Annotated in this window: 19 protein-coding genes; 10 read left to right on the forward strand and 9 right to left on the reverse strand. The window is 66.1% G+C overall.

What is annotated here, in order from left to right:
* Positions 1-92 precede the first annotated feature (92 nt).
* Both EP28_RS09635 and EP28_RS09640 read left to right on the forward strand, forming a co-directional pair.
* Positions 93-2,429, forward strand: a complete 2,337-nt coding sequence (locus tag EP28_RS09635) for an amino acid permease (RefSeq protein ID WP_049983822.1) — start codon at positions 93-95, stop codon at positions 2,427-2,429.
* 171 nt (positions 2,430-2,600) lie between these two features.
* Entirely contained in the window at positions 2,601-2,933 is a 333-nt protein-coding gene (locus EP28_RS09640) for a hypothetical protein (RefSeq protein ID WP_049983823.1), read from the forward strand.
* Between the two features lie 4 nt (positions 2,934-2,937).
* Here the strand turns inward: EP28_RS09640 and EP28_RS09645 are convergent, their stop codons facing one another.
* The 5 genes from EP28_RS09645 to EP28_RS09665 are packed head-to-tail and all read right to left on the reverse strand — an operon-like array spanning position 2,938 to position 10,391.
* The gene (locus EP28_RS09645) at positions 2,938-4,017 is read right to left on the reverse strand and encodes an Mrp/NBP35 family ATP-binding protein (protein ID WP_196219630.1); all 1,080 of its coding nucleotides are present in this window, start codon (positions 4,015-4,017) and stop codon (positions 2,938-2,940) included.
* 11 nt (positions 4,018-4,028) lie between these two features.
* Positions 4,029-4,817 carry a TorD/DmsD family molecular chaperone gene (locus EP28_RS09650; RefSeq protein WP_196219631.1) on the reverse strand — a complete coding sequence of 263 codons (789 nt, stop codon included), beginning with the start codon at positions 4,815-4,817 and terminating at the stop codon, positions 4,029-4,031.
* A gap of 6 nt (positions 4,818-4,823) precedes the next feature.
* Positions 4,824-8,081 (reverse strand): molybdopterin-dependent oxidoreductase, encoded by a 3,258-nt coding sequence (locus EP28_RS09655; protein ID WP_049983824.1) that lies wholly within the window; start codon positions 8,079-8,081, stop codon positions 4,824-4,826.
* Positions 8,078-9,349, reverse strand: coding sequence for an NrfD/PsrC family molybdoenzyme membrane anchor subunit (gene nrfD / locus EP28_RS09660; RefSeq protein ID WP_049983825.1), 1,272 nt, complete (start codon positions 9,347-9,349; stop codon positions 8,078-8,080). Before nrfD ends, EP28_RS09655 begins: the two co-directional genes overlap by 4 nt.
* A 4-nt stretch (positions 9,350-9,353) precedes the next feature.
* The gene (locus EP28_RS09665; protein ID WP_196219632.1) at positions 9,354-10,391 is read right to left on the reverse strand and encodes a 4Fe-4S dicluster domain-containing protein; all 1,038 of its coding nucleotides are present in this window, start codon (positions 10,389-10,391) and stop codon (positions 9,354-9,356) included.
* Between the two features lie 341 nt (positions 10,392-10,732).
* On the opposite strand from EP28_RS09665, the gene EP28_RS09670 reads away from it, so the two are divergent.
* On the forward strand, positions 10,733-12,568 hold the full coding sequence (locus EP28_RS09670) for a bacterio-opsin activator domain-containing protein (protein WP_049983826.1): 1,836 nt from the start codon (positions 10,733-10,735) through the stop codon (positions 12,566-12,568).
* A 9-nt stretch (positions 12,569-12,577) separates the two neighbouring features.
* Here EP28_RS09670 and EP28_RS09675 read toward each other — a convergent pair whose 3' ends face one another.
* Entirely contained in the window at positions 12,578-13,627 is a 1,050-nt protein-coding gene (locus EP28_RS09675; RefSeq protein WP_199242123.1) for a hypothetical protein, read from the reverse strand.
* 63 nt (positions 13,628-13,690) lie between these two features.
* The gene (locus EP28_RS09680; protein WP_049983827.1) at positions 13,691-14,944 is read right to left on the reverse strand and encodes a CobW family GTP-binding protein; all 1,254 of its coding nucleotides are present in this window, start codon (positions 14,942-14,944) and stop codon (positions 13,691-13,693) included.
* Between the two features lie 134 nt (positions 14,945-15,078).
* Between EP28_RS09680 and EP28_RS09685 the strand changes: the two genes are divergently transcribed.
* The 6 genes from EP28_RS09685 (at position 15,079) to EP28_RS09710 (ending at position 21,174) form a co-directional block, all read left to right on the forward strand.
* Entirely contained in the window at positions 15,079-15,294 is a 216-nt protein-coding gene (locus EP28_RS09685) for a hypothetical protein (RefSeq protein WP_049983828.1), read from the forward strand.
* Between the two features lie 192 nt (positions 15,295-15,486).
* A complete protein-coding gene (locus EP28_RS09690) occupies positions 15,487-16,938 on the forward strand; it encodes an APC family permease (RefSeq protein WP_049983829.1) in 1,452 nt (483 codons plus the stop codon).
* A 7-nt stretch (positions 16,939-16,945) separates the two neighbouring features.
* Entirely contained in the window at positions 16,946-17,599 is a 654-nt protein-coding gene (locus EP28_RS09695) for a potassium channel family protein (RefSeq protein ID WP_049983830.1), read from the forward strand.
* A 118-nt stretch (positions 17,600-17,717) separates the two neighbouring features.
* Positions 17,718-18,014, forward strand: coding sequence for a DUF7990 family protein (locus EP28_RS09700; RefSeq protein ID WP_049983831.1), 297 nt, complete (start codon positions 17,718-17,720; stop codon positions 18,012-18,014).
* 28 nt (positions 18,015-18,042) lie between these two features.
* Positions 18,043-19,014 carry an ArsA family ATPase gene (locus EP28_RS09705; RefSeq protein WP_049983832.1) on the forward strand — a complete coding sequence of 324 codons (972 nt, stop codon included), beginning with the start codon at positions 18,043-18,045 and terminating at the stop codon, positions 19,012-19,014.
* Between the two features lie 312 nt (positions 19,015-19,326).
* Positions 19,327-21,174, forward strand: a complete 1,848-nt coding sequence (locus tag EP28_RS09710; protein ID WP_049983833.1) for a carbon starvation CstA family protein — start codon at positions 19,327-19,329, stop codon at positions 21,172-21,174.
* Positions 21,175-21,273: 99 nt separating this feature from the next.
* Here EP28_RS09710 and EP28_RS09715 read toward each other — a convergent pair whose 3' ends face one another.
* Together EP28_RS09715 and EP28_RS09720 are read right to left on the reverse strand one after the other, a co-directional pair.
* A complete protein-coding gene (locus EP28_RS09715; protein ID WP_049983834.1) occupies positions 21,274-21,939 on the reverse strand; it encodes a DUF8052 family protein in 666 nt (221 codons plus the stop codon).
* Entirely contained in the window at positions 21,932-22,312 is a 381-nt protein-coding gene (locus tag EP28_RS09720) for a cupin domain-containing protein (RefSeq protein ID WP_049983835.1), read from the reverse strand. The genes EP28_RS09715 and EP28_RS09720 overlap by 8 nt, the downstream gene beginning before the upstream one ends.
* 134 nt (positions 22,313-22,446) lie before the next feature.
* Between EP28_RS09720 and EP28_RS09725 the strand changes: the two genes are divergently transcribed.
* Complete coding sequence (locus tag EP28_RS09725; RefSeq protein ID WP_049983836.1) at positions 22,447-22,680, forward strand: DUF8007 family protein; 234 nt, start codon at positions 22,447-22,449, stop codon at positions 22,678-22,680.
* Positions 22,681-22,710: the final 30 nt, after the last annotated feature.

The raw sequence follows: 22,710 nt of genomic DNA on the forward strand, positions 1-22,710 counted from the left end.
AAACAAGGTATGATACACGCACGGAGAGTCACAACCGCCCGGGGGGTAGCCACCGGTTCCGGGGCCGACGTGATCGTCCGAGGTGGCCCGCCGTGAGCGGCGACGAGGAACTCGCGAAGGACCTCGGCCCGCTCGCGGCGCTCACGATCGGGATCGGGACGATGATCGGCGCGGGGATATTCGTGTTGCCCGGAACCGCGGTCGCTCGCGCCGGCCCGCTCGCGGCGCTCACGTTCGTGCTCGGCGGCGTTATCGCGCTTTTCACCGCGCTCTCTGCGTCGGAACTCGGCACGGCGATGCCAAAATCTGGCGGGGCGTACTTCTACGTCAACCGCGCGCTCGGACCGATGTTCGGCTCCGTCGCCGGCTGGGCCAACTGGCTCGGACTCGCCTTTGCCTCCGCCTTCTACATGTACGGCTTCGGCGAGTACGTCAACGCCCTCGTCGGGCTCGGTCCCGTCGGACTCGGGTTCGTGACGTTAGAGGCCGCACAGGTGATCGGCCTCGCCGGCGCGCTGTTGTTTATCGCGGTCAACTACTTCGGCGCGAAAGAGACCGGCGGGCTCCAGATCGTCATCGTCATGTCGCTTCTGGGTATCCTCGCGGTCTTCACCGTCGTCGGTCTACTGAACGCCGACATGGAGTCGCTGCGGCCGATCGCGCCGCCGGGAACGACGAGCGAGGTGTTGCCCGTCACCGGGATCATCTTCGTCTCGTACCTTGGATTCGTGCAGATCACGTCGGTCGCAGAGGAGATCAAGAACCCCGGCCGCAACCTTCCGCTCGCGGTCCTCGGTTCGGTCGTCATCGTCACCGTCGTGTACGCGCTGTTCCTCGTCGTGCTGCTCGCGGCCGTGCCGAACGAGCTGGTCGCGAACAACGAGACCGCCGTCGTCGACGCCGCGAGGCTGCTGTTCGGTAACTACTCGGTGTTCGGCTACTCGCTCGGCGCGGTCGGTGCCGGAATGCTTCTCATCGGCGGGCTGCTCGCGACCGCCTCCTCGGCGAACGCCTCGATCCTCTCCTCGTCGCGGATCAACTTCGCGATGGGCCGCGAGAAGATCGTCACCCCGACGCTCAACGAGATCCACGGCCGGTTCGGGACCCCGTACAAGTCGATCGCGCTCACCGGCGCGCTCATCCTCGTCTTCCTCGTCGCCGGCGGCGTCGAGTCCCTGTCGACGATGGGGTCCGTGCTTCACCTCATCGTCTACGGTCTGCTCAATCTCGCGCTCATCGTGATGCGGGAGTCCGAGGTAGAGGGATACGACCCCGACTTCGAGGTCCCATTCTACCCGGTCGTTCCGATAATCGGGACCGTGTCGTCGTTCGCGCTGATCGTGTACATCGATCCGACGATCATCCTGATCTCTCTCGGCCTCGTCGTCTTCGCCGTCCTCTGGTATCTCGTGTACGCCCGCAAGAAGGTCGAAGCCCGCGGCGTGTTGGGAACGTGGATCCTCGATCGGTCCGAAGACCTGCCCGAGCAGGCCGTCTCCGCCGCCACGTCCGTCCAGCCGAGCGGCGGCGACTACCGCGTGATGGTGCCGCTCGCGAACCCCGCGACAGAGGAGCACCTGATCACGCTCGCGTCGGCCATCGCCAAGCAGCGCGACGGAACCGTCGTCGCGGTCAACATCGCGAACGTCCCGGACCAGACCTCGCTCGAAGCCGCCCGCGACCGCGGCGCACACGACGCCGCCCATGACCTGCTCGACCGCGCGAAAGCGGACGCAGAGACGTTCGATGTCGACGTCGAGACGCACGTCGTCCTCTCTCACCGCGTGTTCGAGGAGGTGTTCGACGCCGCCCGCACCTACGGTGCTGACCTCACCGTGATGGGCTGGGGCGAAGACTCTCACGGCGCGCCCGGCCGTGCGGAATCCGCGATCGACGAACTGGCGTACTCGCTCCCCTCCGACTTCCTCGTGTTCCGCGACCGCGGGTTCGATCCCTCGCGGATCTTGGTGCCGACCGCCGGCGGTCCCGCCTCCGACCTCTCCGCAGCGGTGGCGCGGATGCTCCAACTGGAGTTCGACGGCGAGGTCACTCTGTTGCACGTCGCCGACGACGAGGCGGAGGGCCGGCGGTTCCTCTCGGCGTGGGCCGAGGAGCACGACCTCGCGGACGCCACGCTGCGCATCGAGTCCGGCGACGTGGAGACGAGCATCGAGCGGGCCGCCCGCGACGCCACGATGCTCATCGTCGGCGCGACGGAGAAGGGGCTGCTCTCGCGGCTGGTCCGCGGCTCGCTCGTCTTACAGGTGCTCGATGAGGTCGAGTGCTCCGTGCTGCTCGCCGAGAAGCGCAGCGACCGCGGTCTGCTCGCCCGGCTCTTCGGCGGCGGTGCGCGGTCCACCGATCTGATCGACGAGCCCGAGACGCCGGCCGACACCGGCGTCACGCCCGACCCCGACGAGACGGAGTAGGATCTTCCGTTTCCGTTTTCGCCTGTTTTCGTCTGTTCCGCTCTCGTCTGCTTTCTTTCGCCTGTTTTCGCCTACTCTCATCTGCTCCGCTCTCGTCTGCTCTGCGTTCGCTCCGTTTCGCGCTCGCCGGAAACGGATCGATTTTTACTGACGGATACGAGTACCACAGGCATGGCAGTTTGTGACAGCCCGGGAGACGGTCACGGCACGGTGACGCTTCCGGCGGTGATACCGTTCGATCTCGACCACCTCACCCGGATGAGCTGGGAGCTCGGATCGCGAACGGTGCGTGACCCCGACGCGACGCGAATCGGGCGATGGTGTGCCGAATCCCGAAGCTGGGAGCTTTCAGCCTTCGATGTCACTCGGGACACCGTCGTTCTCAGGGTCCACACGCCGGTGGGGCGCACGCGGTTCTACGGGGCGATCGCCGCGGAGGCGGAGCCGGCCCTGCGGACGCTCGCCGACACCTCCGAGTGGACCGCCGTCGACGGGGACACCTGAGCCGCTACCCGCCGTCGGCGGCGGTCCGTTGACGAGCGCGACGGCGCAGGACGCCGACGTTGTTCGCGACGGACCCCGTCAGGTCCCGAAACGCCGCGGCCGTCGCGCCGTCGTCGCGAGACACGATCGGCTCACCGTCGTCTGCTCCCGTTCGGATCGCCGGATCGAGCGGCAGCGAGCCGAGATACGGCACGTCGACTTCCTCGGCGAGCGATCGGCCGCCGTCTTCCCCGAAGATGTCGTGCGTGTCTCCGCAGCTTGGACAGACGAACCCGCTCATGTTCTCGACGACGCCGAGCACGTTAGTTCGGTACTCCCCGAACATCTGCACGCCGCGGCGGGTGTCGTCCACCGAGACTGACTGCGGCGTCGTGACGACGACCGTTCCCGTGACGGGGAGGTGTTGGAGCACCGTCAACTGGACGTCGCCGGTGCCCGGCGGGAGATCGACGACGAGGTAATCGAGCGACCCCCACGAGACGTCGCCGAAGAGGTCGGTGAGCGTGTTCTGCGCGACGGGGCCACGCCAGACGACGGGGTCGTCCTCGTCGATCAGCAACCCGACGCTCATCAGTTCGACCCCGTGAGCGGTCGGCGGTTCGATCCGGTCGTCACCGTTGACGGTCGCCACGCCGGGGTCCTCGTCGACGCCGAGCATCTGCGGGACGTTCGGGCCGTACACGTCGGCGTCGAACAGCCCGACGTTCGCTCCCCGATCCGCCAACCCGGCGGCGAGGTTGACGGAGACGGTGCTCTTTCCGACCCCGCCCTTGCCGGAGGCGACGGCGATCACGTTTTTCACCTCGGGCAGTACCGAGGACTCGCCAGCGTCGAGACGCGGCACCGTCGCGGAGAGGCGCGCGTCGAGCCCCGCCTCCTCGACCACCTCGCGAACGCGGTCTGCGATCGCGGCCTCCTCCGGCGCGTGCGGCGCGCCGAGCGCGAGTTCGATCGACGCGGTTCCGTCGTCGACGGCGCTATCGGTGACGAGCCCGGCGCTGACGATGTCTACGCCGAGCGCGGGATCGTCGATGGTGCGGAGGCGGTCGCGGAGGTCTGAATCGGTGATGTCTGTAGATGTCATTGGTGAATCGGCTACGCGTGTTCGGTGTCCGACGGGCGGTCGTCCGACTGTGCTACGACTTCGCTTGCGTCCCACGCGGCGAACGTCCGTGCAAGCCGTGTGATCCCGGCGAAGACGCCTTCGGCCGTATCCTGTTCTGCAACCGCCTCGTCGAACCGGTCGAGCCATCCCAACCGGGAGAGCGTCTGCGCTTGGAGATCGCACACGGCCTCGACGGCCGGCCCGTCGCCACCGCCTTCGAGGAGCGTCGCCTCGCGCTCACACAGCGCGCGCATGAACTCGAAGCACGCGGCCACATGGTCGGGGATGCCGTCGCCTCGCCGGGGCGAGAACCCCGCGGCGGCGTACAGCTGTGCCATGTCTGCGGCCGGGTCGCCGAGGAGTTCGCCTGCCTCGCCGGCGGTGTGGTACCGCGAGTCCGACTCGAACTCCTCGCTCGGATCGGCCGCGTGGGCCGACGCGAACGGCGGGACGTAGTGGCTCCCGGGGACGACGAACAGGGTGTCGTACCCGATGGCGAGGGAGTCTGCGTCGTGGCCGTCTCCGCCCGGAATCGCCTGCTCGCCGTCGATCGGGAGCGCGTCGGCGACGGCCGTGAACGCGTCCCGCTCGAACGCCTCGGCGATCGTCTCCGTCTCGCCGTCGAAGGCCGCTGCCAGCAGCCCGTACAGCCGAGCGCGAGCCGTCGCCAGCGCCGCTCCGTCCGGGCCGTCCGTGGCGTTCGCGTCGTCTGGATCGCCCGGATCGTTCGCATCGCTCGCGTCGTCCGGATCGGCCGCGTCGTTCGTGTGTGCGGACATCTCAGATCACCGCCGCTCCACGTCGACGAAGGCGTCGTACTGCGCGTTGCTCCCGCCGACGAGATCCGAGAGTCCCGTGTCGCCGAGTTCCTCGTCGAGCGGCTGGACGTGGTTGATCGCGAAGCCGGCGTCGCGGCCTTTCGCGTACCCCGCTTCTTCGGTCATCGGCTCGTCGAACTGATAGTCGCTGTGGCCGTCGGCCTCGACGGCCGACCGCGTCTCGCCGTCGACCGTCTCCGCGGTCGCTCCGTCGCCGGTCCGTCCCCAGCCCCACATCGCGCCGACGACGCCGGGGCGGATGCCGCTCGTGACCATCGCGACAGCGTCGACGGTCTCGCGTCCGGCGTCGAGGGCGATCTCGTCGCCGTTTTCGATACCGCGCTCCTCGGCGTCTCGCGGGTTGATCCACACCGGATTCTCCGGCCGCGTCTCGCGGAGCCACGGGCTGTTCTGGGTGCGGTGCATTCCTTGGGTCCGCGGCTTCCAGTTTATCAGTCGCAGCGGGCGCTCCCGCTCGTCGTCGCCGCGCACCGCGGCCTGCACGGTGCCGTCGTAGTGCTCGACGTCGTCGACCTTCGGAAGCGGGTCGAACCGCTCGCCGGTGAACGAGTGTTTTCCGTTCGGCACGACCTCGCTGTAGAAGTCGACGCGCGACTCCAGTTTGTACCGCATGTGCTCGCCGTCGTAGGCGTTCGAATCGCGCGTTCGCTCGGCGTAGTCGTAGTCGTGTCCGTGTTCGCCGAACGCCTCGTCGTAGCCCTCGGCCGGTTCCTCGAAGCGCCCGCCGCGGTTCAATACAGTGACCACCTTCGGCCACTCCTCGTCCGTGACCGCGGCCTTCCAGCGGTCGAGGTCGAACTGGTCGCCGAGGCCACTCTCGTGGCTCTCGCGGAACACCCGACGCTCGTCTGCGCTCGCGTCCGGGACCGGATCGCGGTCGTACGCGATGTTGGCGGCGAGTTTCACGTAGAAGTCTTCGGCTCGTTCGAGCGGCCACAGGTCGCCCTCGGCGTCGGCGATCGCGTCCTCGCCGACGCCGGGCAGACCGAGTTCCGACCACAGGTCGATCAGCACGTCTTCGAACGGACGCGCGTCGGGGACGACGGACACCGCCGGCTGGCTGATCTTCTCGTCTGCCAGCCGCTTGTTCGGATACGTGCCGAAGTTCTCCCACCGTTCGAGGTAGGTCGGCTCGGGCAGGATGTAGTCGGCGTACTGGCTCGTCTCGCCGATGACCGTGTCCGAGGCGACGATAAGCGGGATCGCGTCGGTGTCTCTGAGGATCGACGGAATCTCGTCCCCGCCGGCGACCGCCATCACGTGGTTGTTCGAGTACGGTCGGATGAACAGCGCCTCGACGCCGTACGGGTACTCGTCGGCGGCGCTACCGTAGAGTTCTTGGGTCGCCTGCGGCGGCGCAACGGGGAACCACGGCCGCTTCGCCGGGTAGCCGCCGTCGCGCTCGAACAGCGAGGTGTCCTCGTAGTTGACCCCTCCGCGGAGCAGCGGGATCCCCCACGGCGAGTGCCCGTCGGGCACCGACCCGAGATCGTATCGGCCCGACATCGTGTTGTAACCCGCGTACGGCGTGATCTGCCCACCCTTCCAGTCGTAGTTGCCGATGAGATGCTGCAGGGTGGCGATCGCCCGCGTATTGTAGAAGCCGTTCGTGTGCTTCGCCGGCCCGCGGTACGCCATGATCGCGGCGCGCTTGCCGTGGCTCGTGAACTCGTCTGCGATCTCCGCGATCTGTTCGGCCGGCACGCCGGCCATCTCCGCGTACTCCTCGACCGTGTGTTCGAAGACGCGCTCGCGGTACTGGTTCCAGACGCTCCGCACCGCCGCGTCCTCGAGGCTCACGTCCACGTCGAGGACGGCCGTGTCGACCTCGCTCGCGGGGCGGGGCTCGCCGGTGTCGGCGTCGAGCACGACGAAGTCGTCCGCGGTGTCGGCGTCCTCTGGAACGAGCCCGAGGTCGCCGGCTCGGGCCTTCGGTCCCGCGGGCTCGTCGACGAGAACGAGGTGGGTCGCGTCGCTCCACGTCGGCTCGTCGTCCTCGCTCGCGGCAGACTGCGAGGGGTTCTGAAGGTACGTCAGGTCGTGGCGGTCGTTCTCGATGATCCACCGAGCCATCCCGAGCGCGAGCGCCCCGTCTGCACCGGGCTCAACCGGCACCCACGTGTCGGCCTTCTCGGCGGTTTTCGACAGGCGCGGGTCGACCACGTCCATCCGCATTCCGTCTTCGATGGCGTTCGTCAGCTTCGGCGCGAGCCACGTCGGCCCCTTGTTCGCGACCATCGGGTTGGTTCCCCATGCGATGAGGTACTCGCAGTTGTCGATGTCGGGGTACTGCCGCTTCTTTTGTGCGGCGTGCGAGCGCACGTTACCCATCACGCTCGAGACGCCGCAGGTCCCGGCGTGGTGGATGCTGTTTATCGATCCGAGTCCCTGGTGCCAGAGTCGGTTTCGGATGAAGTTGCGGCGGAACCCGCCCACGTCGACGATCTGGTTCGACTTCGGCCCCAAGTCGGGATGGTCGGTGTCGATGAGGACGTCGGCGTACCGCTCGTCGAACGCCGACTTGGACAGCTCGCCGTTCTGGACGGCCTCCCAGTCACTCATCACGTCCTCCTTCGGAACGTACCCCCAGATGTCTTCGAGCCCGGGATGACCCAGCTCGTCGTCGCCCTCGACGATGTCTTGGAGGGCCTGCTCCCACGAGACCGTCTTCCACTCGCCCGAACCGCGCGGACCGACCCGCTTCATCGGCTTGCGAACCCGGTAGCTGTCGAAGGCCGTTTGGATGCCCGCCTGTCCCTTCAGGCAGATCCGACCGCCGGAGAGCGACCACCGGTCGGTGTCGACGTCGCCGCTCCCCTCGACGTCGCCCATCGCCACGTCTCCCGGGTCGCTCCCGTAGGGGACCTGCGAGAACGGCTGGGTGTTGAGGAACGAGTACGGGTTCCCCGCCAGCTTCCGGACGAGCGAACTGTACTCACCGGTGCCGCTCCCGTCGGCGAGTTGCACCTTGATCGGGCAGAACGTGTTACACTGCCCGCAGGTGGTGTGGATCACGTCGCTCGCGTCGTACTCGCCGTACTCGTCGCCGACGTAGTGGTGTTCGTCGTCGGTCCACAACTCGTCGACGTCCACGTCGACCGCGGCGTTGCTCGCCGCCGCGATGACACCGATACTCCCGACCGCCTTGATCAAGTCCCGGCGCGAGACGGTCGCACCGTCTCCGTCGGAATCGTCTGCGCTCATTCGTGGTCACCTCCAGAAAGCGGGGTCAGCGGAAGCGTCTCTGCACCGAGCGTGTACAACAGCAGCCCGACGCCGATCATGCCGATGCTCGTCCCCCACTCGACGAGCGTCGGGAAGTACGCTCCGTGGGGCAGTCCCTCCATCACCGGCATGATCTGCGCCGGAACGACGATATTGAACCGCACCGCGATGATTCCGATGACGACGCTCAGGCCGGCGATCACCATCACTCCCGGCGTGCGCCGCCACGATCGCTTGCTCAACAGGACCATCGGGAACACCCAACTGAATCCGACCATGAACCACCAGAACGACCACGACATCGGCCCGTACATGATGACGTTCCAGGTCTCGATCTCATGAGGGTGGAGGCTGGCTATCGCGATGAACGTCTCGATGGCCGTCAGCGCCGCGTCGACGACGATGAAGCCGATCAGTAGCTGCGCGAGGCGATCGAGCAGATCCGGGTTGACCGCCTCGCCGTCGAACAGTCGGGTCCGGAGCACGTAGATCAACATCACCAAGGCGGTCCCGCTGAGAAGCGCCGAGATGACGAAGATCACCGGGAACAGCCCGCTGTTCCAGTACGGTCGGGCCTTCGAGACGGCGAACAGCACGCCGGTCCCGCCGTGAACCATGAAAATGGCGAGCGGAATCCCAACGACGCCCGCCCGCTTCAGCCACCGCTGGTCGAACGCCTGTGACGCCTCGCTCGTGTCCAGCCGCCCGAGCGCGAGCGTCGCGTAGAACTGCTCTTTGAGACCCGAGGTGCGATTCGCGACGCGCGCGAGGTCGATCCGCATCGAGAAGTACAGCTCCGTGACCAGAATGCCGATGTATGCCACGTAGGCGTGGACCTCCCACGAGAGCGCGGAGGTCAGCTGACGCCACAGGAACGGGAAGTACATCCGATCCATCCGCCCGAGGTCGATCCAGACGAAGAGCAGCGCGACGGCCATGCTGATGATCGCAGCGAACAGCGCGTCGCGGTCAATGCGGTGCATCCCCTCGACCTCGAAGACGTTGGCCATCGTGCTCACGAGGAACGCGCCGGCCGAGAGACCGACGAAGTAGATGTAGAAGGCAACCCACGCCCCCCACGGCACGATGCTCGTGAGGTTGGTGCTCGCCATTCCCCCCGTGATCCGGAGGTACGTCGCGTACGCGCCAACGGCGACGAGCGCGATGACGAAGGCGTACCACGCCACGCGGAGCCGCCCGTCCTCGAACCCGGGATCGAAGTCGAATCGTGTGTGTTGTGTTGCCATCGTCCTATTTGAGGTAGTAGACGTTGGGGTCCGTTCCCTCGTCTTCTTTCAGTTGGAACGCACGGGAGGAGTCGGCCATCTTCGCGACCTCGCTTTCGGGGTTGTCGAGATCTCCCATGTTCCGCGCGTCGCCGATGCAGGTCTCGACGCAGGCCGGCTCCTCGCCGCGCTCTAAGCGGTGCGTACAGAAGCTGCACTTGCGGATGTTGCCGATCGGCGATTTCCCCTCTTCGCGCGGTCCCCGATCGACGCCGTACTCGGGGCTCGTTACTTCACCCGCCCCGTCGACTTCGTCGTCGTAGTTCTCGCCGAAGTCGAAGTACCGCGCGCCGTACGGACAGGCGATGTTGCAGTACCGGCAGCCGATACACCGGTCGTAGTCGATGTTGACCACGCCGTCGTCCATCTTGTACGTCGCCGAGACCGGACACACCTGCACGCACGGCGGGTTGTCACACTGCATGCACGGGCGCGGAACGTTCGTGCGCGTGACGTTCGGGAACTCGCCGTGTTCCTCCTCCATCACGACGTTGTACGACACGCCCGGCGGGGTCCGGTTCTCGGACTTGCAGGCGACCGTACACGAGTCACAGCCGACGCACTTCTGGAGGTCTATCACCATCCCCCACGTCTCGTCGCCCGCGCCGATCCCGCCGCCCGCGTCGTCTTCTGCGTCGACCTGCGCCGACTCCGTCGACACGGTGTCCATCGACCCGACGGCACAGCTCAGCGACTCGGCCGTCTCCGTCGAGACGGTCTGGTCGCCGGCGTCGACAGCGGGGTTCGGCGTCTCCCGGTACGCCTCGCCGAACTCATCTGCGGCCGCCTCGTCGTACTTCTCCCAGTACTCGTCGCCGGTGATCTCTCCCCGAGCGACGCGCTTCGCGTCCTCGGCCATCGCGACACCGAGGTCCGTGTCCGCCTCGACGTCTGCGAGCTCCGCTCTCGGATCGGGCCGCTCGTCTTCCACCATCGCGTCGAGGTCCGCCTTCCCGACGTCCGGAACACCGGGGAAGACGTCCCCGTCGTCTGCGGTGCTCATCGCCACCACCCGTGACCACTCGTCGCGCCGGCGGACGGTCGACCCGGCCGGTCGGTTCTGGCGTTCATACACGTATACGTACGCAGACACCGGTGGAAAGGGTGGTACCAATACTGTTTGATACGGGCCGCCGCCCGGAGTTCACCCCATATTGCGGGTACCAATACTGTTTGGATTGGAGTGTCGGACGCGTCACGCGCGGTCGAGGGAGACGCGCGCGCCAACCACGAACTGTTATCTGCGAGAACGCGAAACGTATCGGACATGAACGGGCTGAGCCAAGCCGAGCGGTCAGTCGGTCCGACCGGAGCCTCCGACCGTCTGACGCCCACACGGATCACATGAACTGGATCATCGCCTGCTCTATCGTTCTGCGGCTTCTCGGCGTCGGATACTCCGTCCTGCTTCTCGTCCGCACCCGCGACCGCCGGTTCGGGTTCCTGACGCTGCTTCTGGGCTTTATGACGCTTCGCCAACTGCTCACCGTCCAGACGGCGACCACCGGAATCGAGGAACTCCCCGGCCTCATCGTGAGCGCGCTCACCCTGCTTACGGTGTACTACCTCTCCGAGTACGTCGACGAGGAGGCAGCGATCAAAACGCAACTGCAGTCGGCGAACGATCGCCTCCGGAGCTTCCGCAAGGCGATCGAACACGCCGGGCACGCGATCTTTCTCACTGATCCGGACGGCACCATCGAGTACGCGAATCCGGCCGTCGAGACGGTCACTGGATACGAGCCGGACGAGGTGGTCGGCGAGAACCCGCGGCTCTGGCAGTCGGGCGAACACGACGAGGCGTTCTACGCGGGGCTCTGGGAGCAGATAGAGTCCGGATCAGTCTGGGAGGGTGAACTGACGAACCGCCGGAAGTCGGGAGAGCTCTGCTGGGTCGACGCGACGATCGCCCCGATCACAGAAGACGGAGACGTCGATCGTTACGTCGCGATCGAGCGCGACGTCACAGAACGAAAGGAACGCGAGATGCGAATCGAGGACCAAAACGAGCGCCTGACGCTGTTAAACAACACGAACGCGATGCTTCGCGACGTCAACCGCGAACTCGTCTCCGCGTCGACCCGGGAGGAGATCGAGTCCGCGGTGTGCACGCAGTTCGCTTCCTCGGACCTCTTCGACGCGGCGTGGATCGGCACTCGGGGCCTCGTCGACGACACGGTGGCCCCGCGCTCGCGGGCCGGCATCGACGCCGACGCGCTCGATCGCCACATCGAGACGCTGTGCGCCGCCGATCCCACCCCGATCACGGAGGCGTTAGACGGGGAAACGACCGTCGTCGCCGACGTCGAAAGCGACGCGGAGGCCGAAACGCGGAGCGTCGTCGTCCCGCTCGCGTACCGCGGCGCGGAGTACGGCGTTCTCGTCGTGGTGACGCGGGACCCGAGCGCGTTCGACCTGCTCGAAGGACCCCTCTTCGCGGAGCTCGGCAGCACCGTCGCGGATGCGATAAGCGCCGTCGAGAGCAAACAGACGCTCGCCGCGGACAGCGTGACCGAACTGGAGTTCCAGTTGCGGGGCATCGACGAGCCGCTGGCGACAATGGCGGCACAGCTCGACTGCACCGTCACGGTCGAGCACGTCGGCTGTACCCGCGACGGCACCCACGTCCAGTACGTCACCGTCGACGCCGACTCAGACGCCGTCGCCGCACACACCGACGAGTCGGACCACGTCGAAACCGCACAGCACATGTACAGCTACGAGGACCGGTCGCTGTTCCGCCTCGCCGTCGACGAGCGATCGATCGTCGCGACGCTGGCGCAGTACGGAGCGGAGATCGGAACGCTCTCGATCAGCGGGTCGAGCGGACAGCTGATCGCACGCGTCGCCAGCTCGAACGACATCCGAACCGTCGTCAACGCGCTCCGGACGGCGTACGACGACCTGACACTCGTCGCACAGCGCGAGCGCGACCGAGACGTCCGGACCGAGGCCGGCTTCCGGAAGCAGTTGGCCGCGGCGCTGACGGACCGACAGCGCGAGGCGGCACGCACCGCCTACTTCGCGGGCTTTTTCGACTGGCCCCGCGAGCACACCGGCGAGGAAGTCGCGTCGATGATGGACATCTCACAGACGACGTTCACCCAGCACCTGCGCGCAGCCGAAAACAAGCTCTTCGCCGCGCTGTTCGACGACGCGATGACCGGCGAGGCGGGGTGAGACGCGCCCTCAAATTGCTGCCAACACGACCTGAAGTCCCTTCGGGAGCATGACCCCGACGAGCAGTTGCGTCCACATCGTGAAGGTCGCCGGATACTCCCGGGTGTTGGTGACGTGCCTGACCCGCTCGTGATATCGGTCAAGCTCTGTCGGCGGGTCGGCCATGTCGATCTCGCGGATATCCCACGCCTCAAACTCCTCGCGCGCTTCCTCGTTTAACGTCTTGAGAACTCGCCGCTTGTTCTCGGTCATACACCGGTGAAGCACGTAGATTCCGAACACCATCGCTCCCACACCGAGCGCCCACGCGGACGTGAACAAGACGTTCACCGCTAGGCCGGGCGGGTCAAACGCCTCGTATTGCAGCGCGCCTTGGATGATGTGGGGGGCGTAGGTCGCGATCGCGTAGGCACACAACCCGAGCATCAAAAGGTAGTACGACTGTTTGAGCAGTTCTCCGAGCGGTCGCATGCCTCCAACGTTCTGCGGATCGAGAAAATCCAGTTCGATATCAGACCGCTTGATCCGCAGCGGGAGAGATATCTGAATAGAGAGGTACGTGCTCAAAAACACGGCTAAGACCGGAACGTATCCGAACGGCGTGATCACGACGAACCGGAACACACGAGCGGGACCGCCTGCCGAATATATCTGGGAGACGGTGAGGATCCCGAGCGCGTTATAGAGCGTGAACGCGATCCCCGCACCGACGAGCCCCCATGTGAGTCGCGGCGGGACAAGCGGTGACGGCAGGTCGTCGTACTCGAAGAGCAGGCTGTGTTCTCGCGCCCGGTCGTAGCTGTCGTACAGCGAGTACACAGCTACTGCGCCGCCTACGAGAACCACCGGACGGAGCAGCCACAACGGGTTGTCGACGAACGCGATCGGCCGGCCGACCGCCACGTTGTACGCCTGTAGCAGTACCACTTCCACCAGGACGACCGCGAGCGCATACCAGACGAGCAAGGGGACCTCGCCTGAAAACGGTAGCTGTAGATCACTGCGGGTGCCGAGATAGCTATCGGCGAGCCGATCGAACACCGGTTTGTCCGCCGTCATCGTATTAGCCTCATCCACAGTACGGATGATAGGTTTTACCAACGTATCCCGTGGTCGCCCCGATCAGCGGCGGGGCTCTCTGAGTGCGACCTCGTCTCCCTGCTCGGTCGGGAACGGCGTCTCGTCGCCTGCACCCGGTCCGCCACCCCCGAACTCGTCCCACTCCTCGTCGGTGACGAGCGCGTCGTCGAGTCGATCGATGAGGGCGTCGTCGTCCACGTCAGTGCCGATAACGACGTACTCCGTCAGCCGGTCGCCGTGCTCGTCGTCCCAGTCGAGTTCCGGGCGGTTCGACCGAAGCATGTCGCGCTCGACCGCGGGGAGGCTCGCTATCCACGGACCGAGCGCCTCGACGCGGACCGACCGTCCGGCCTGTCCGACCTGCTGACGCTGGTCCGTCCCGGCGACCCAGAGCGTCCCCTTCGAGCGGACCACGTCGTCCGGAAGGTCGCGGAGGAGCGCGGCGATCCGCTCCGGGTGGAACGGCCGTCGGCGACGGTAGGTGAACGAGGTGACGCCGTAGACTTCGTCGGGATGGCGGTGGTCGTGGCCGCCGTGAGCGTCGCCGTCGCTCTCGTGTGCGTGATCGCCGTCGTCTCTCGCCTCGTCGAGCGCACGCTTCCACCCCGGGAGGTCGCCGACCTCGCCCTCGTCGAAGATCCCCACGTCGAGAATCCGGTCCGGGTCGACGGCGGCGAACTCGGTCACGATCGTCTCGGCGCTCGGTTGGAGCGCCTCGACGAGGCCGACCGCCTCCTCGATCTCCGCGTCCGTACAGAGGTCCGCTTTGTTGCACACGACCACGTTCGATACCTCGATCTGCTCGACGAGGAGGTCGGAGAGCGGACGGTCGTCGGCGGCGTCGGGATCGGTCCGCCGCTCGGGGACGTCCGCTCCCGAGAAGGCGTCGATGAACTGCCGCGTGTCGATCACGGTGACGAGCGCGTCGACCCGATAGCGGGCGGCCGCGCGCGACTCCGTGGTGAACAGCCGCGCGACCGGCGCGGGCTCGGAGATGCCCGAGGACTCGACGACCAAGGCGTCGAAGCTGCGCTCGTTCGCGAGCCGCACGACCGCGGTCTCCAGGTCGTCTTGTAGCTCACAACAGATACAGCCGTTCGACAGCTCCGTGACGCCCTCGACGTCGACCTCCGACTCCTCTGCGATCAGGTCGGCGTCGACGTTCACGTCTCCCATGTCGTTGACGAGGACGGCGATGTCGCGGTCGCCGGCGGTAGAGAGGAGATGGTTCAAAAGCGTCGTCTTGCCCGCCCCGAGGCTCCCCGAGAGCACGGTCACCGGGATCCGATCGGTCATGCGATCCGTTCTGTCGGCCGCCCTCTTCAACTCCTCGCCGCTGGACGGCTCAGCCACTCGGCCGCGGACATGGAGTCGGTCGTCGTCCACTGAAAGCCGATACGTTGATACGTTCGGCCCACCGACCGCGGACCATGTTCCAGTACCTCTCCGCGGTCGGCGTCGCGGCGGTCGTCGCGACGATACTGATGGTCACCGCCATGCTGTATCTCGTCTGGGGCGCTATCACGAACGACGTTCACTCCCCGTCCCCGGACACCGGGGACGCCCCAGAACTCGACGAGGGATCGGAGACCGCGGACTCGACGGACGCCCAAGGCGAACTGACGGCCGACGGCAACTCGGCTTGACATCTTCTCCGAGCTGACGCGCGAGACGTTCTCCTCGATTCTCCGCGATCGAGCGCGGTCGTAGACGGGATCTCGTCTTCTTTTTTTTTCGCACGGGAGCCTCAATGAGAGGTCTACCCCCGGTACTGAAGTGTACCGAACTGGCTACACTACGAACGCAATGGTTCTGGAACACACCGCCGGGTGCGCGTAATGAGCAGTAGCCAGACTCGATCGCCGGAAGCCGAACTCGGGCTGCTCGACGCCACCATGATCGGGATGGGCGCGATGATCGGGGCTGGCATCTTCGTTCTCACGGGACTCGCGTCCGAAATCGCCGGACCGGCGGCGATCGTCGTCTTCGCGCTGAACGGCGTCGTCACGGCGTTCACCGGGCTCTCGTACGCCGAACTCGCCGCGTCGATCCCGAAAAGCGGCGGCGGGTACGCGTTCGTCCGCGAGATATTCGACGACCTGTCGTCGTTCATGATGGGGTGGATGCTCTGGTTCGCGTACATGATCGCCGGCGCGCTGTACGCGCTCGGATTCGCGCCGAACTTCCTCGAACTGCTGCACGTCTACGGACTGGTTCCGCCGCCGGCGCAGGTGGGAGCGATCGCCGTTCCGGTCGTCGACGTGGCCGTCCCGATCGCGTTCCTGCTGGCGTTCGTCGCGGTGCTCGGCCTGGTGGCACTCAACGCCGTCTCGACGGCGGCGAGCGGAAGCGCAGAGACCATCTTCACCATCGTCAAGGTGTGTATTCTCGTGGTGTTCGTCGGGTTCGGGTTTGCGTCGCCGATGTTTTCCGGAGCCGAGTTTCAACCCTTATTTCCCGACGGCAACGGCGCGGCCGCGGTCCTGCCGGCTATGGGCCTCACGTTCATCGCGTTCGAGGGATACGACCTCATCACCACCGTCACGGAAGAAGTCGAAAATCCCCGCGAGAACATTCCGAAAGCGATCTTCCTCAGCCTCGCGGCGACCGTGGTCGTTTACCTGTCCGTCGTGACGGTCGCCGTCGGAACGCTCGGGGCCGCCGGGCTCGCGGACGCCGGTGAGGCCGGTATCGCCACCGCGGCGACCTCGTTCATGCCGACCGGGTTACCGATCATCCAGAACGGCGGGGCGCTCATCGTCTTCGGGGCGGTGTTCTCGACTTTGACCGCGCTGAACGCGGTCGTGATCGCCTCCTCGCGGGTCGCGTTCTCGATGGGGCGGGAGGGACAGTTGCTCCCCTCGTTCGGCCAGATCCACCACCGCTACGGGACGCCGTTCGTCGCGATCCTCGCCAGTGCGGTCGTGATGCTCGGGTCGGTGGCGCTGCCGACACAGAGCGCCGGAAACATGTCGAGCCTGTTTTTCTTACTGTCGTTCGTTATCGTCAACATCGCCGTGATCAGGCTCCGCCGGGAGCGGCCGAACATGAACCGCCCGTACACGATCCCCTTCTATCCGGCTCCGCCTCTGATCGGCATCGCGCTCAACCTGATCTTGACGGCCGTCCTCGTGGAGTACCTACTCCGGACGGACCCGCTGGCGCTCGGACTCAGCGCGGGATGGATCGGCCTCGGCGGCGTCGCCTACGTCGGCCTCGACAGACTCCGGACGCCGTCGGCGAACGACACTGCAACCGTCGACACCGAGGAAGACACCAACAATCAGTAATACTGACATGACCAGTAACCTTAACATCATCATCGCGGGCGGCGGACGCGTCGGCTTCCGGACGGCTGAGATACTCGCCGACCGCGGTCACGACGTGACGATTATCGAACGCGACGAGCGAACCGTCTCGAACATCGCCGACGAGTGGACGGCGACTGTTATCGAGGGTGACGCGACCGATCCGGACATCATCGAACAGGCCGGCATCGAACGGGCCGACGCGATCGCGGCGCTCACGGGCGTCTCGGGACTGAACCTCGCGGTGTGCCTGGCCGCCGCCGAGCTGGCACCCGGCATCCGGACCGTCGCGCGCATCGACAGCGCCGTCGGCGACGCCTACACTCGGTTCGTCGACGCCGTGCTCTCCCCCGAGCGGGCCGGTGCCCGCCTCGCGGCGAACGAGATCCTCGGCAGCGATGTCCAGACGCTCGCCGACGTGACCGGGACGCTTGACATCATGCTCGTCCGCGTCGCAGAGGGGGCCCCAGCCGCCGGGAAACAACTGACCGACGTTCGGTTCCCAGCGGGAACGCTGATCGTCTCGGACGACGACGGACAGCGGATCGCCCGCTCGGACACGACGCTCTCGCCCGGACGCCGCTACGTCGTCGCCGTCGAGCCGGACGTCGCCGAGGAAGTGATGAATCTGATGCGCGGGTGAGACCGGTGTCTCGATCCGGCCCGACGCCGCGCCCGGAGTGGCATCCGAGCCGCCTCAGCAGCCGAACCACGGTCGACACCGCGATAGCTTTTAACCGAGTCGAGCGTCACGGTCACTCATGAGTATCGCAGACCGAATCGCGGTCTTTCGCGCGGAGCTCGAAGAGTGGCTCCGCGGTCTCTACCACGGCATGATCACGCACCCGGCCTACGAGAAGATAGAGAAGGAGGCCGAAGACGCCGAAGACGAGTTCATGCTCGCGTGTTTCCCCGACGCCTTCGGCATCCCGTCTCCGGTCTCGTACTACACCGCCGAGCTGCTTCCGTATCTCGAAGACGAGTTCGAGGCCTGGGAGCGCCGGCTGTGGGACCGCGAGAGCCTCATCGAGCGGAAGGGCCAGCAGTACCACTTCTGATGGACGCGACAGCTATGGAGGTCCGGTGATGGAGCGGTTCGTCTTCTTCGGCGGGAAAGGCGGCGTCGGCAAGACGACCGTCTCGTGTGCGTACGCCTACCGCTGTGCGGACGCGGGGGTCCGCACGCTCGTCGTCTCGACGGACCCGGCACACTCGGTGTCGGACGTGTTCGATCAGCAGTTCGGCGACGACCCCGAGTCGGTCGCGGGCGTCGATCGACTGGACGCGATGGAGATCGACCCCGAAGACGAGATGCAACGCCACCTCCAAGAGATCCGAGAGGGACTCTCGGAGCAGGTGTCGACCGCGATGGTCTCGGAGATCAACCGGCAACTGGAGATGTCACACGGCACGCCGGGCGCGTACGAGGCCGCCCTGTTCGACGCGTTCGTGACCGTGATGCGCGAGGAAAGCGATCCGTACGACCGGGTGGTCTTCGACACCGCGCCGACGGGGTCGACGCTGCGGCTGCTCGGTCTCCCAGAGTTCCTCGGCGACTGGATCGACCGGCTGCTGTACAAGCGTAAACAGTCCATCGACCTCTTCGAGAAGGCGGCGATCGGCGACATGGAGCCGCGACGGTTGATGGACGGCGACCCGGTCTTGGAGCGACTACAGCGGCGCAAGGAGTTCTTCGAGTACGCCGGCGACGCGATGCGAAACAACGCCGCGTTCTTTCTCGTGTTGAACCCGGATCAGCTCTCCGTCAACGAGACGGGACGGGCGATCGAGGGGTTCACCGACCGCGATCTGCGGGTTCGGGGACTCGTCGCGAACAAGCTCACGCCGCCGCCCGACGACGACGAAGACGGCCGCGGTGCCCGCTACCTCCGAGACAAGGTGCAAACCGAGCGAGACCGGATCCAACAGGTCCGCGAGGGGTTCGAGCCGCCGCTGGTCGCCGAGATCGAGTCGCGCACACGCGAAGTGCGCGGGAGCCTGCTCTCTGACGTCGCCGCCGAACTCGACGTCGAGACGTCACCGCCGAATTCGACGTAATCGCCGAACTCGACGTCGAGACGTCACCGCCGAATTCGATACCGAGACGTCGCAGCCGGTCCGTCGCGGATCGGCGGCGGGCGACGCGCACCGACTGACCGACGCGCGCGAGTGCCCGCTGAAGAGCGCGCGCAAGAGCGCGCGCGAAGGCATTCAACGCGAATCCACAGTTTCTTTTATATTGGGTAGGAGTGACAAGACTGCACTCGGCGGCTGATCTCGACCGAGGCGGCCGTTTTTCGGGTCTATCGTCACGATTGAAGACAATACTTAAGTATTCGATCGTGAACCACTATCACGAGGCAGGGAACCATGACAAGTGTAATCTGGATCGTAGTTGCCGTGCTCGGCACGTTCACCGTCGGGTATATGGGATACTCGCGGTACCTCTCGCGGTTCGTCGACCTTGACGACAGCCGAGAGACGCCGGCACACAAGTACGAAGACGGACAGGAGTACGTACCGGCGAAAAAGCCGGTACTACTGGGGCATCACTTTTCGAGTATCGCGGGCGGCGCGCCGATCGTCGGTCCGATCACGGCGGGAGCCATCTGGGGATGGGTCCCGGCGCTTCTGTGGGTGGCCATCGGAAACCCGCTTATGGGGGCGGTTCACGACTTCATCTCGCTGTCGAGCTCGATCCGACACGAGGGTCGGTCGATCGGATACATCGTCGGCCAGTACGTCGGCGAGCGCGGGAAGGACCTGCTCCTGTGGTTCGCGTTCCTCACGATCATCCTCGTCGTGGCGGTGTTCGCGCTCGTGGTCGGGATCGTGTTCAACGCGTACCCGCAGGTGACGACCGCGAGCTTCGTGTACATCCTCTTGGCGTTGGCGTTCGGGGTGTACCTCTACCAGCTCAACGGTCCGTTCATCCCGGGAACGATCCTCTTCGTCGCCGGCGTGTTCGCCGGCGTCTGGCTCGGCATTCAGTACCCGGTCGCGCTGTTCGAACTGGCCGGCGACGCCAGTCACCCGGCCGGCACCTTCGTGCTGTTCAGTGGCACCGGAAGCTGGGTCCCCGGCGCAGCGGCGCTCGGCGGTAACACCGCGGCGTGGATCCCGATAATCATGGTGTACGGCGCGGTCGCGAGTGCGCTCCCGGTGTGGGTGCTTCTCCAACCGCGAGATTACCTCTCATCGTTCCTGCTGTACGCGGGTGTCGGTGGTGGAGTCATTGCGATCATCGTCGGCACGATCCTCGGAACGTCCGCACAGCCGCTCGTCATCGATTCGTCGATCGGCGCGTTCGAGGGCTTCTGGGGCGTCGAAGCGGCGGGGCTGTATCCGCTGTTCCCGCTGCTTTTCATCACGATCGCCTGCGGGACGATAAGCGGGTTCCACTCGCTCGTCTCTTCGGGAACCACCTCGAAACAGCTGAACAAGGAGAGCGACGCCCGCCTCATCGGCTACGGTGGGATGCTCGGCGAGGGATTACTCGCAGCGCTGGCACTCTCGACGCTGGCGATCGCTGGGGTCACCTCCGGCGGCGGTATCGGCCGTGCACTCCCGAACTTCGCCGACGGTGGCGGGATCATCCTCACGAGCCTCGGGATTCCGGAGACGCTCGGTGCCGTGTTCATGGCGCTCGTCCTGGTGAGCTTCCTTCTCACCTCGACCGACACCGCGGTCCGGCTGGGTCGGTACATGATGGAGGAGATCGTTGGCATGGACGACGGGATGACCGTAAGCGGGCTTTCACCGAACCTCGGCTCGATCGCCCGCGGTCGGTACACCAACCCGCTCTTCCAGATCGGCATCGGCTACCTGCTCGTCATCTCCGGCGAGTGGGCGACGCTGTGGGCGCTGTTCGGCGGTGCGAACCAGTTGCTCGCGGCGCTCGCCCTGTTGACGGCCACCGTCTGGCTCGCCAACTGGGACGAGTCCAAGCAACTGATCTCTACGGGCGTCCCGATGGCGGTGATGGTGGCTATCACCGTGCTCGGCCTCACATGGCTGGCGATCTACCAGAACCTCTATACGAACCTGATCGGCGGCGGCGCGGAGACCGTCGGCGCGCAGATCTCGTCTGCGACGCAGATGATCCTCGCGTTCGTGCTGATCGGGCTCGCGCTGTCGCTCGTGAAGATCGGCCTCGGCAACATTCGGTCGGTCCGCGGGGGCGGTGACGCGCCCGCGGCCGAACCGAGCGACGACTGACGTAGTCGCGGTGCGGACCGATCGGGTCCCCTGCTTTCTTCCTCCACGCGGTTCATCTTTCGAGCGGTGCCGCCGCCGAGACGTCCGTCCGGTCGCTTTCTACCGCCAGAATCGCTTCGCGAACCGCGAGAAGAACCCCTCCTCGGGCTCCTCGACCGGCTCCCACAGCCGAAACGCGCCGGCGACGTCTGCGACCTCGCTTGCGACGAGGTGCTCGTGGTCCGGCGCGACGACGACGAGGTTCACCTCGTAATGGCCGTAGTAGCCGAGTTTCAACAGCGTCCGGTCGCGGAACCCCTCGACGAAGTCGGCGACGGTGTCGGGGATTCGGTCCGCAACGAGCACGACGGTGATGTCGGTGCCGTAGTGCTGCTCGTCGCCCTCGACGCGGTCGTCCGCGACCCCGTGGGCGAACTCGACGAGCCGCTCGACGTCGGCGACGGTGGGAACGCCGACCCGGCGCGCGAACACGTGCTCCATCATGTCGTGGTCCGCGTAGCTCAACGCCGGGTGGAGGAACTGCTTTTGACTGCGTAGCCGCATCCGCGCGTACAGCTCGAACCGCTCGCCCCGCTCGACGACGTCGGCCTCCAGGTCGTAGCTGTACATGAGCCGGTCGGAGACGCGGTCGAGGTACTCGTCGTCGTAGTCGGGGACGCTCTCGCGAATCTCCGACGGGAGCGTATCGGGGTCGGGACGATCGGTGTCGCGGCTGCCGCCCGTTCGCCCGTCAGTCGCATCGCCGCCGTCGGCGCGTTCACTCATCCGCCGGGTCGTACGCGACCGCGTCGTCCGCGGCCGGCGGGGCACCGATCGCGAGCACCGTTACGGGACCGTCGGCGTCGTCGGGGTTGTACGCTCGCTGCGGACTCTCGGGATCGACGACGAACAGGTCGTCCGTCTCGACGTCGTAGGTTCCGTCGGGCGTCTCGACGGCGAGCGTCCCCGACAACACGTAGAACGCCTCTTGTTGGGTCTCGTGGTAGTGGTACGCGAGCGGTAGCTGCTCGCCGGGCTCGGCGCGGAAGCGATTGATAGCGGCGTGTTCGAGCCCGCCCGGCTCCGAGAGCTTTCGGCACTCGGAGGGTCGGTCGGGTGCTGGATCGACTGCGTTCGCGTCGACGACTCGATATCCCATGCGAACCAGTTCCACGGAGTAGTAAAAAGGGCGTCGGGCCACGGCGATAGGTCGAACCCCCGGCGTCACTCGGCAGAAGGGTGGTCGGCGACGGGTTTTAACTCCGTGGAGGCGATCACTACGGCAGAGAAGCTATGTCCGACCAAGAGATTCGAACCGAGGCGTGCGGTCGGTGCTCGATGTCCACGGTCGTCGGCGCGGTGAGCGACGATCAGAGCGACGAGGAGCGCGCGGAGCGCGACCCGTTCGGCGCGGATCGGATCGAGGTCGACGAGTCTTCGATCCGCCGCGTGTCGCCGGCGGGATTCCTCAGCGATCTCAAAGATCGGATCGATGCGCTCGGGCGACGCCTCGCGTACGGGAAGTAGACCCGTCAGGTGAGAGACTTATACCGGTCC

Source organism: Halorubrum sp. BV1, from assembly GCF_000746205.1.
GTDB lineage: Archaea > Halobacteriota > Halobacteria > Halobacteriales > Haloferacaceae > Halorubrum.

Coding starts and splice junctions, on each gene's coding strand:
- EP28_RS09665 (WP_196219632.1), bottom strand. CDS start 10,391: ATGAGCACCGCAGACGACGGGGACGTCTTCCCCGGTGTTCCGGACGTC.
- EP28_RS09640 (WP_049983823.1), top strand. CDS start 2,601: ATGGCAGTTTGTGACAGCCCGGGAGACGGTCACGGCACGGTGACGCTT.
- EP28_RS09650 (WP_196219631.1), bottom strand. CDS start 4,817: ATGTCCGCACACACGAACGACGCGGCCGATCCGGACGACGCGAGCGAT.
- EP28_RS09720 (WP_049983835.1), bottom strand. CDS start 22,312: ATGGGATATCGAGTCGTCGACGCGAACGCAGTCGATCCAGCACCCGAC.
- nrfD (WP_049983825.1), bottom strand. CDS start 9,349: ATGGCAACACAACACACACGATTCGACTTCGATCCCGGGTTCGAGGAC.
- EP28_RS09690 (WP_049983829.1), top strand. CDS start 15,487: ATGAGCAGTAGCCAGACTCGATCGCCGGAAGCCGAACTCGGGCTGCTC.
- EP28_RS09695 (WP_049983830.1), top strand. CDS start 16,946: ATGACCAGTAACCTTAACATCATCATCGCGGGCGGCGGACGCGTCGGC.
- EP28_RS09705 (WP_049983832.1), top strand. CDS start 18,043: ATGGAGCGGTTCGTCTTCTTCGGCGGGAAAGGCGGCGTCGGCAAGACG.
- EP28_RS09725 (WP_049983836.1), top strand. CDS start 22,447: ATGTCCGACCAAGAGATTCGAACCGAGGCGTGCGGTCGGTGCTCGATG.
- EP28_RS09680 (WP_049983827.1), bottom strand. CDS start 14,944: ATGACCGATCGGATCCCGGTGACCGTGCTCTCGGGGAGCCTCGGGGCG.
- EP28_RS09675 (WP_199242123.1), bottom strand. CDS start 13,627: ATGACGGCGGACAAACCGGTGTTCGATCGGCTCGCCGATAGCTATCTC.
- EP28_RS09685 (WP_049983828.1), top strand. CDS start 15,079: ATGTTCCAGTACCTCTCCGCGGTCGGCGTCGCGGCGGTCGTCGCGACG.
- EP28_RS09645 (WP_196219630.1), bottom strand. CDS start 4,017: ATGACATCTACAGACATCACCGATTCAGACCTCCGCGACCGCCTCCGC.
- EP28_RS09700 (WP_049983831.1), top strand. CDS start 17,718: ATGAGTATCGCAGACCGAATCGCGGTCTTTCGCGCGGAGCTCGAAGAG.
- EP28_RS09655 (WP_049983824.1), bottom strand. CDS start 8,081: ATGAGCGCAGACGATTCCGACGGAGACGGTGCGACCGTCTCGCGCCGG.
- EP28_RS09715 (WP_049983834.1), bottom strand. CDS start 21,939: ATGAGTGAACGCGCCGACGGCGGCGATGCGACTGACGGGCGAACGGGC.
- EP28_RS09670 (WP_049983826.1), top strand. CDS start 10,733: ATGAACTGGATCATCGCCTGCTCTATCGTTCTGCGGCTTCTCGGCGTC.
- EP28_RS09710 (WP_049983833.1), top strand. CDS start 19,327: ATGACAAGTGTAATCTGGATCGTAGTTGCCGTGCTCGGCACGTTCACC.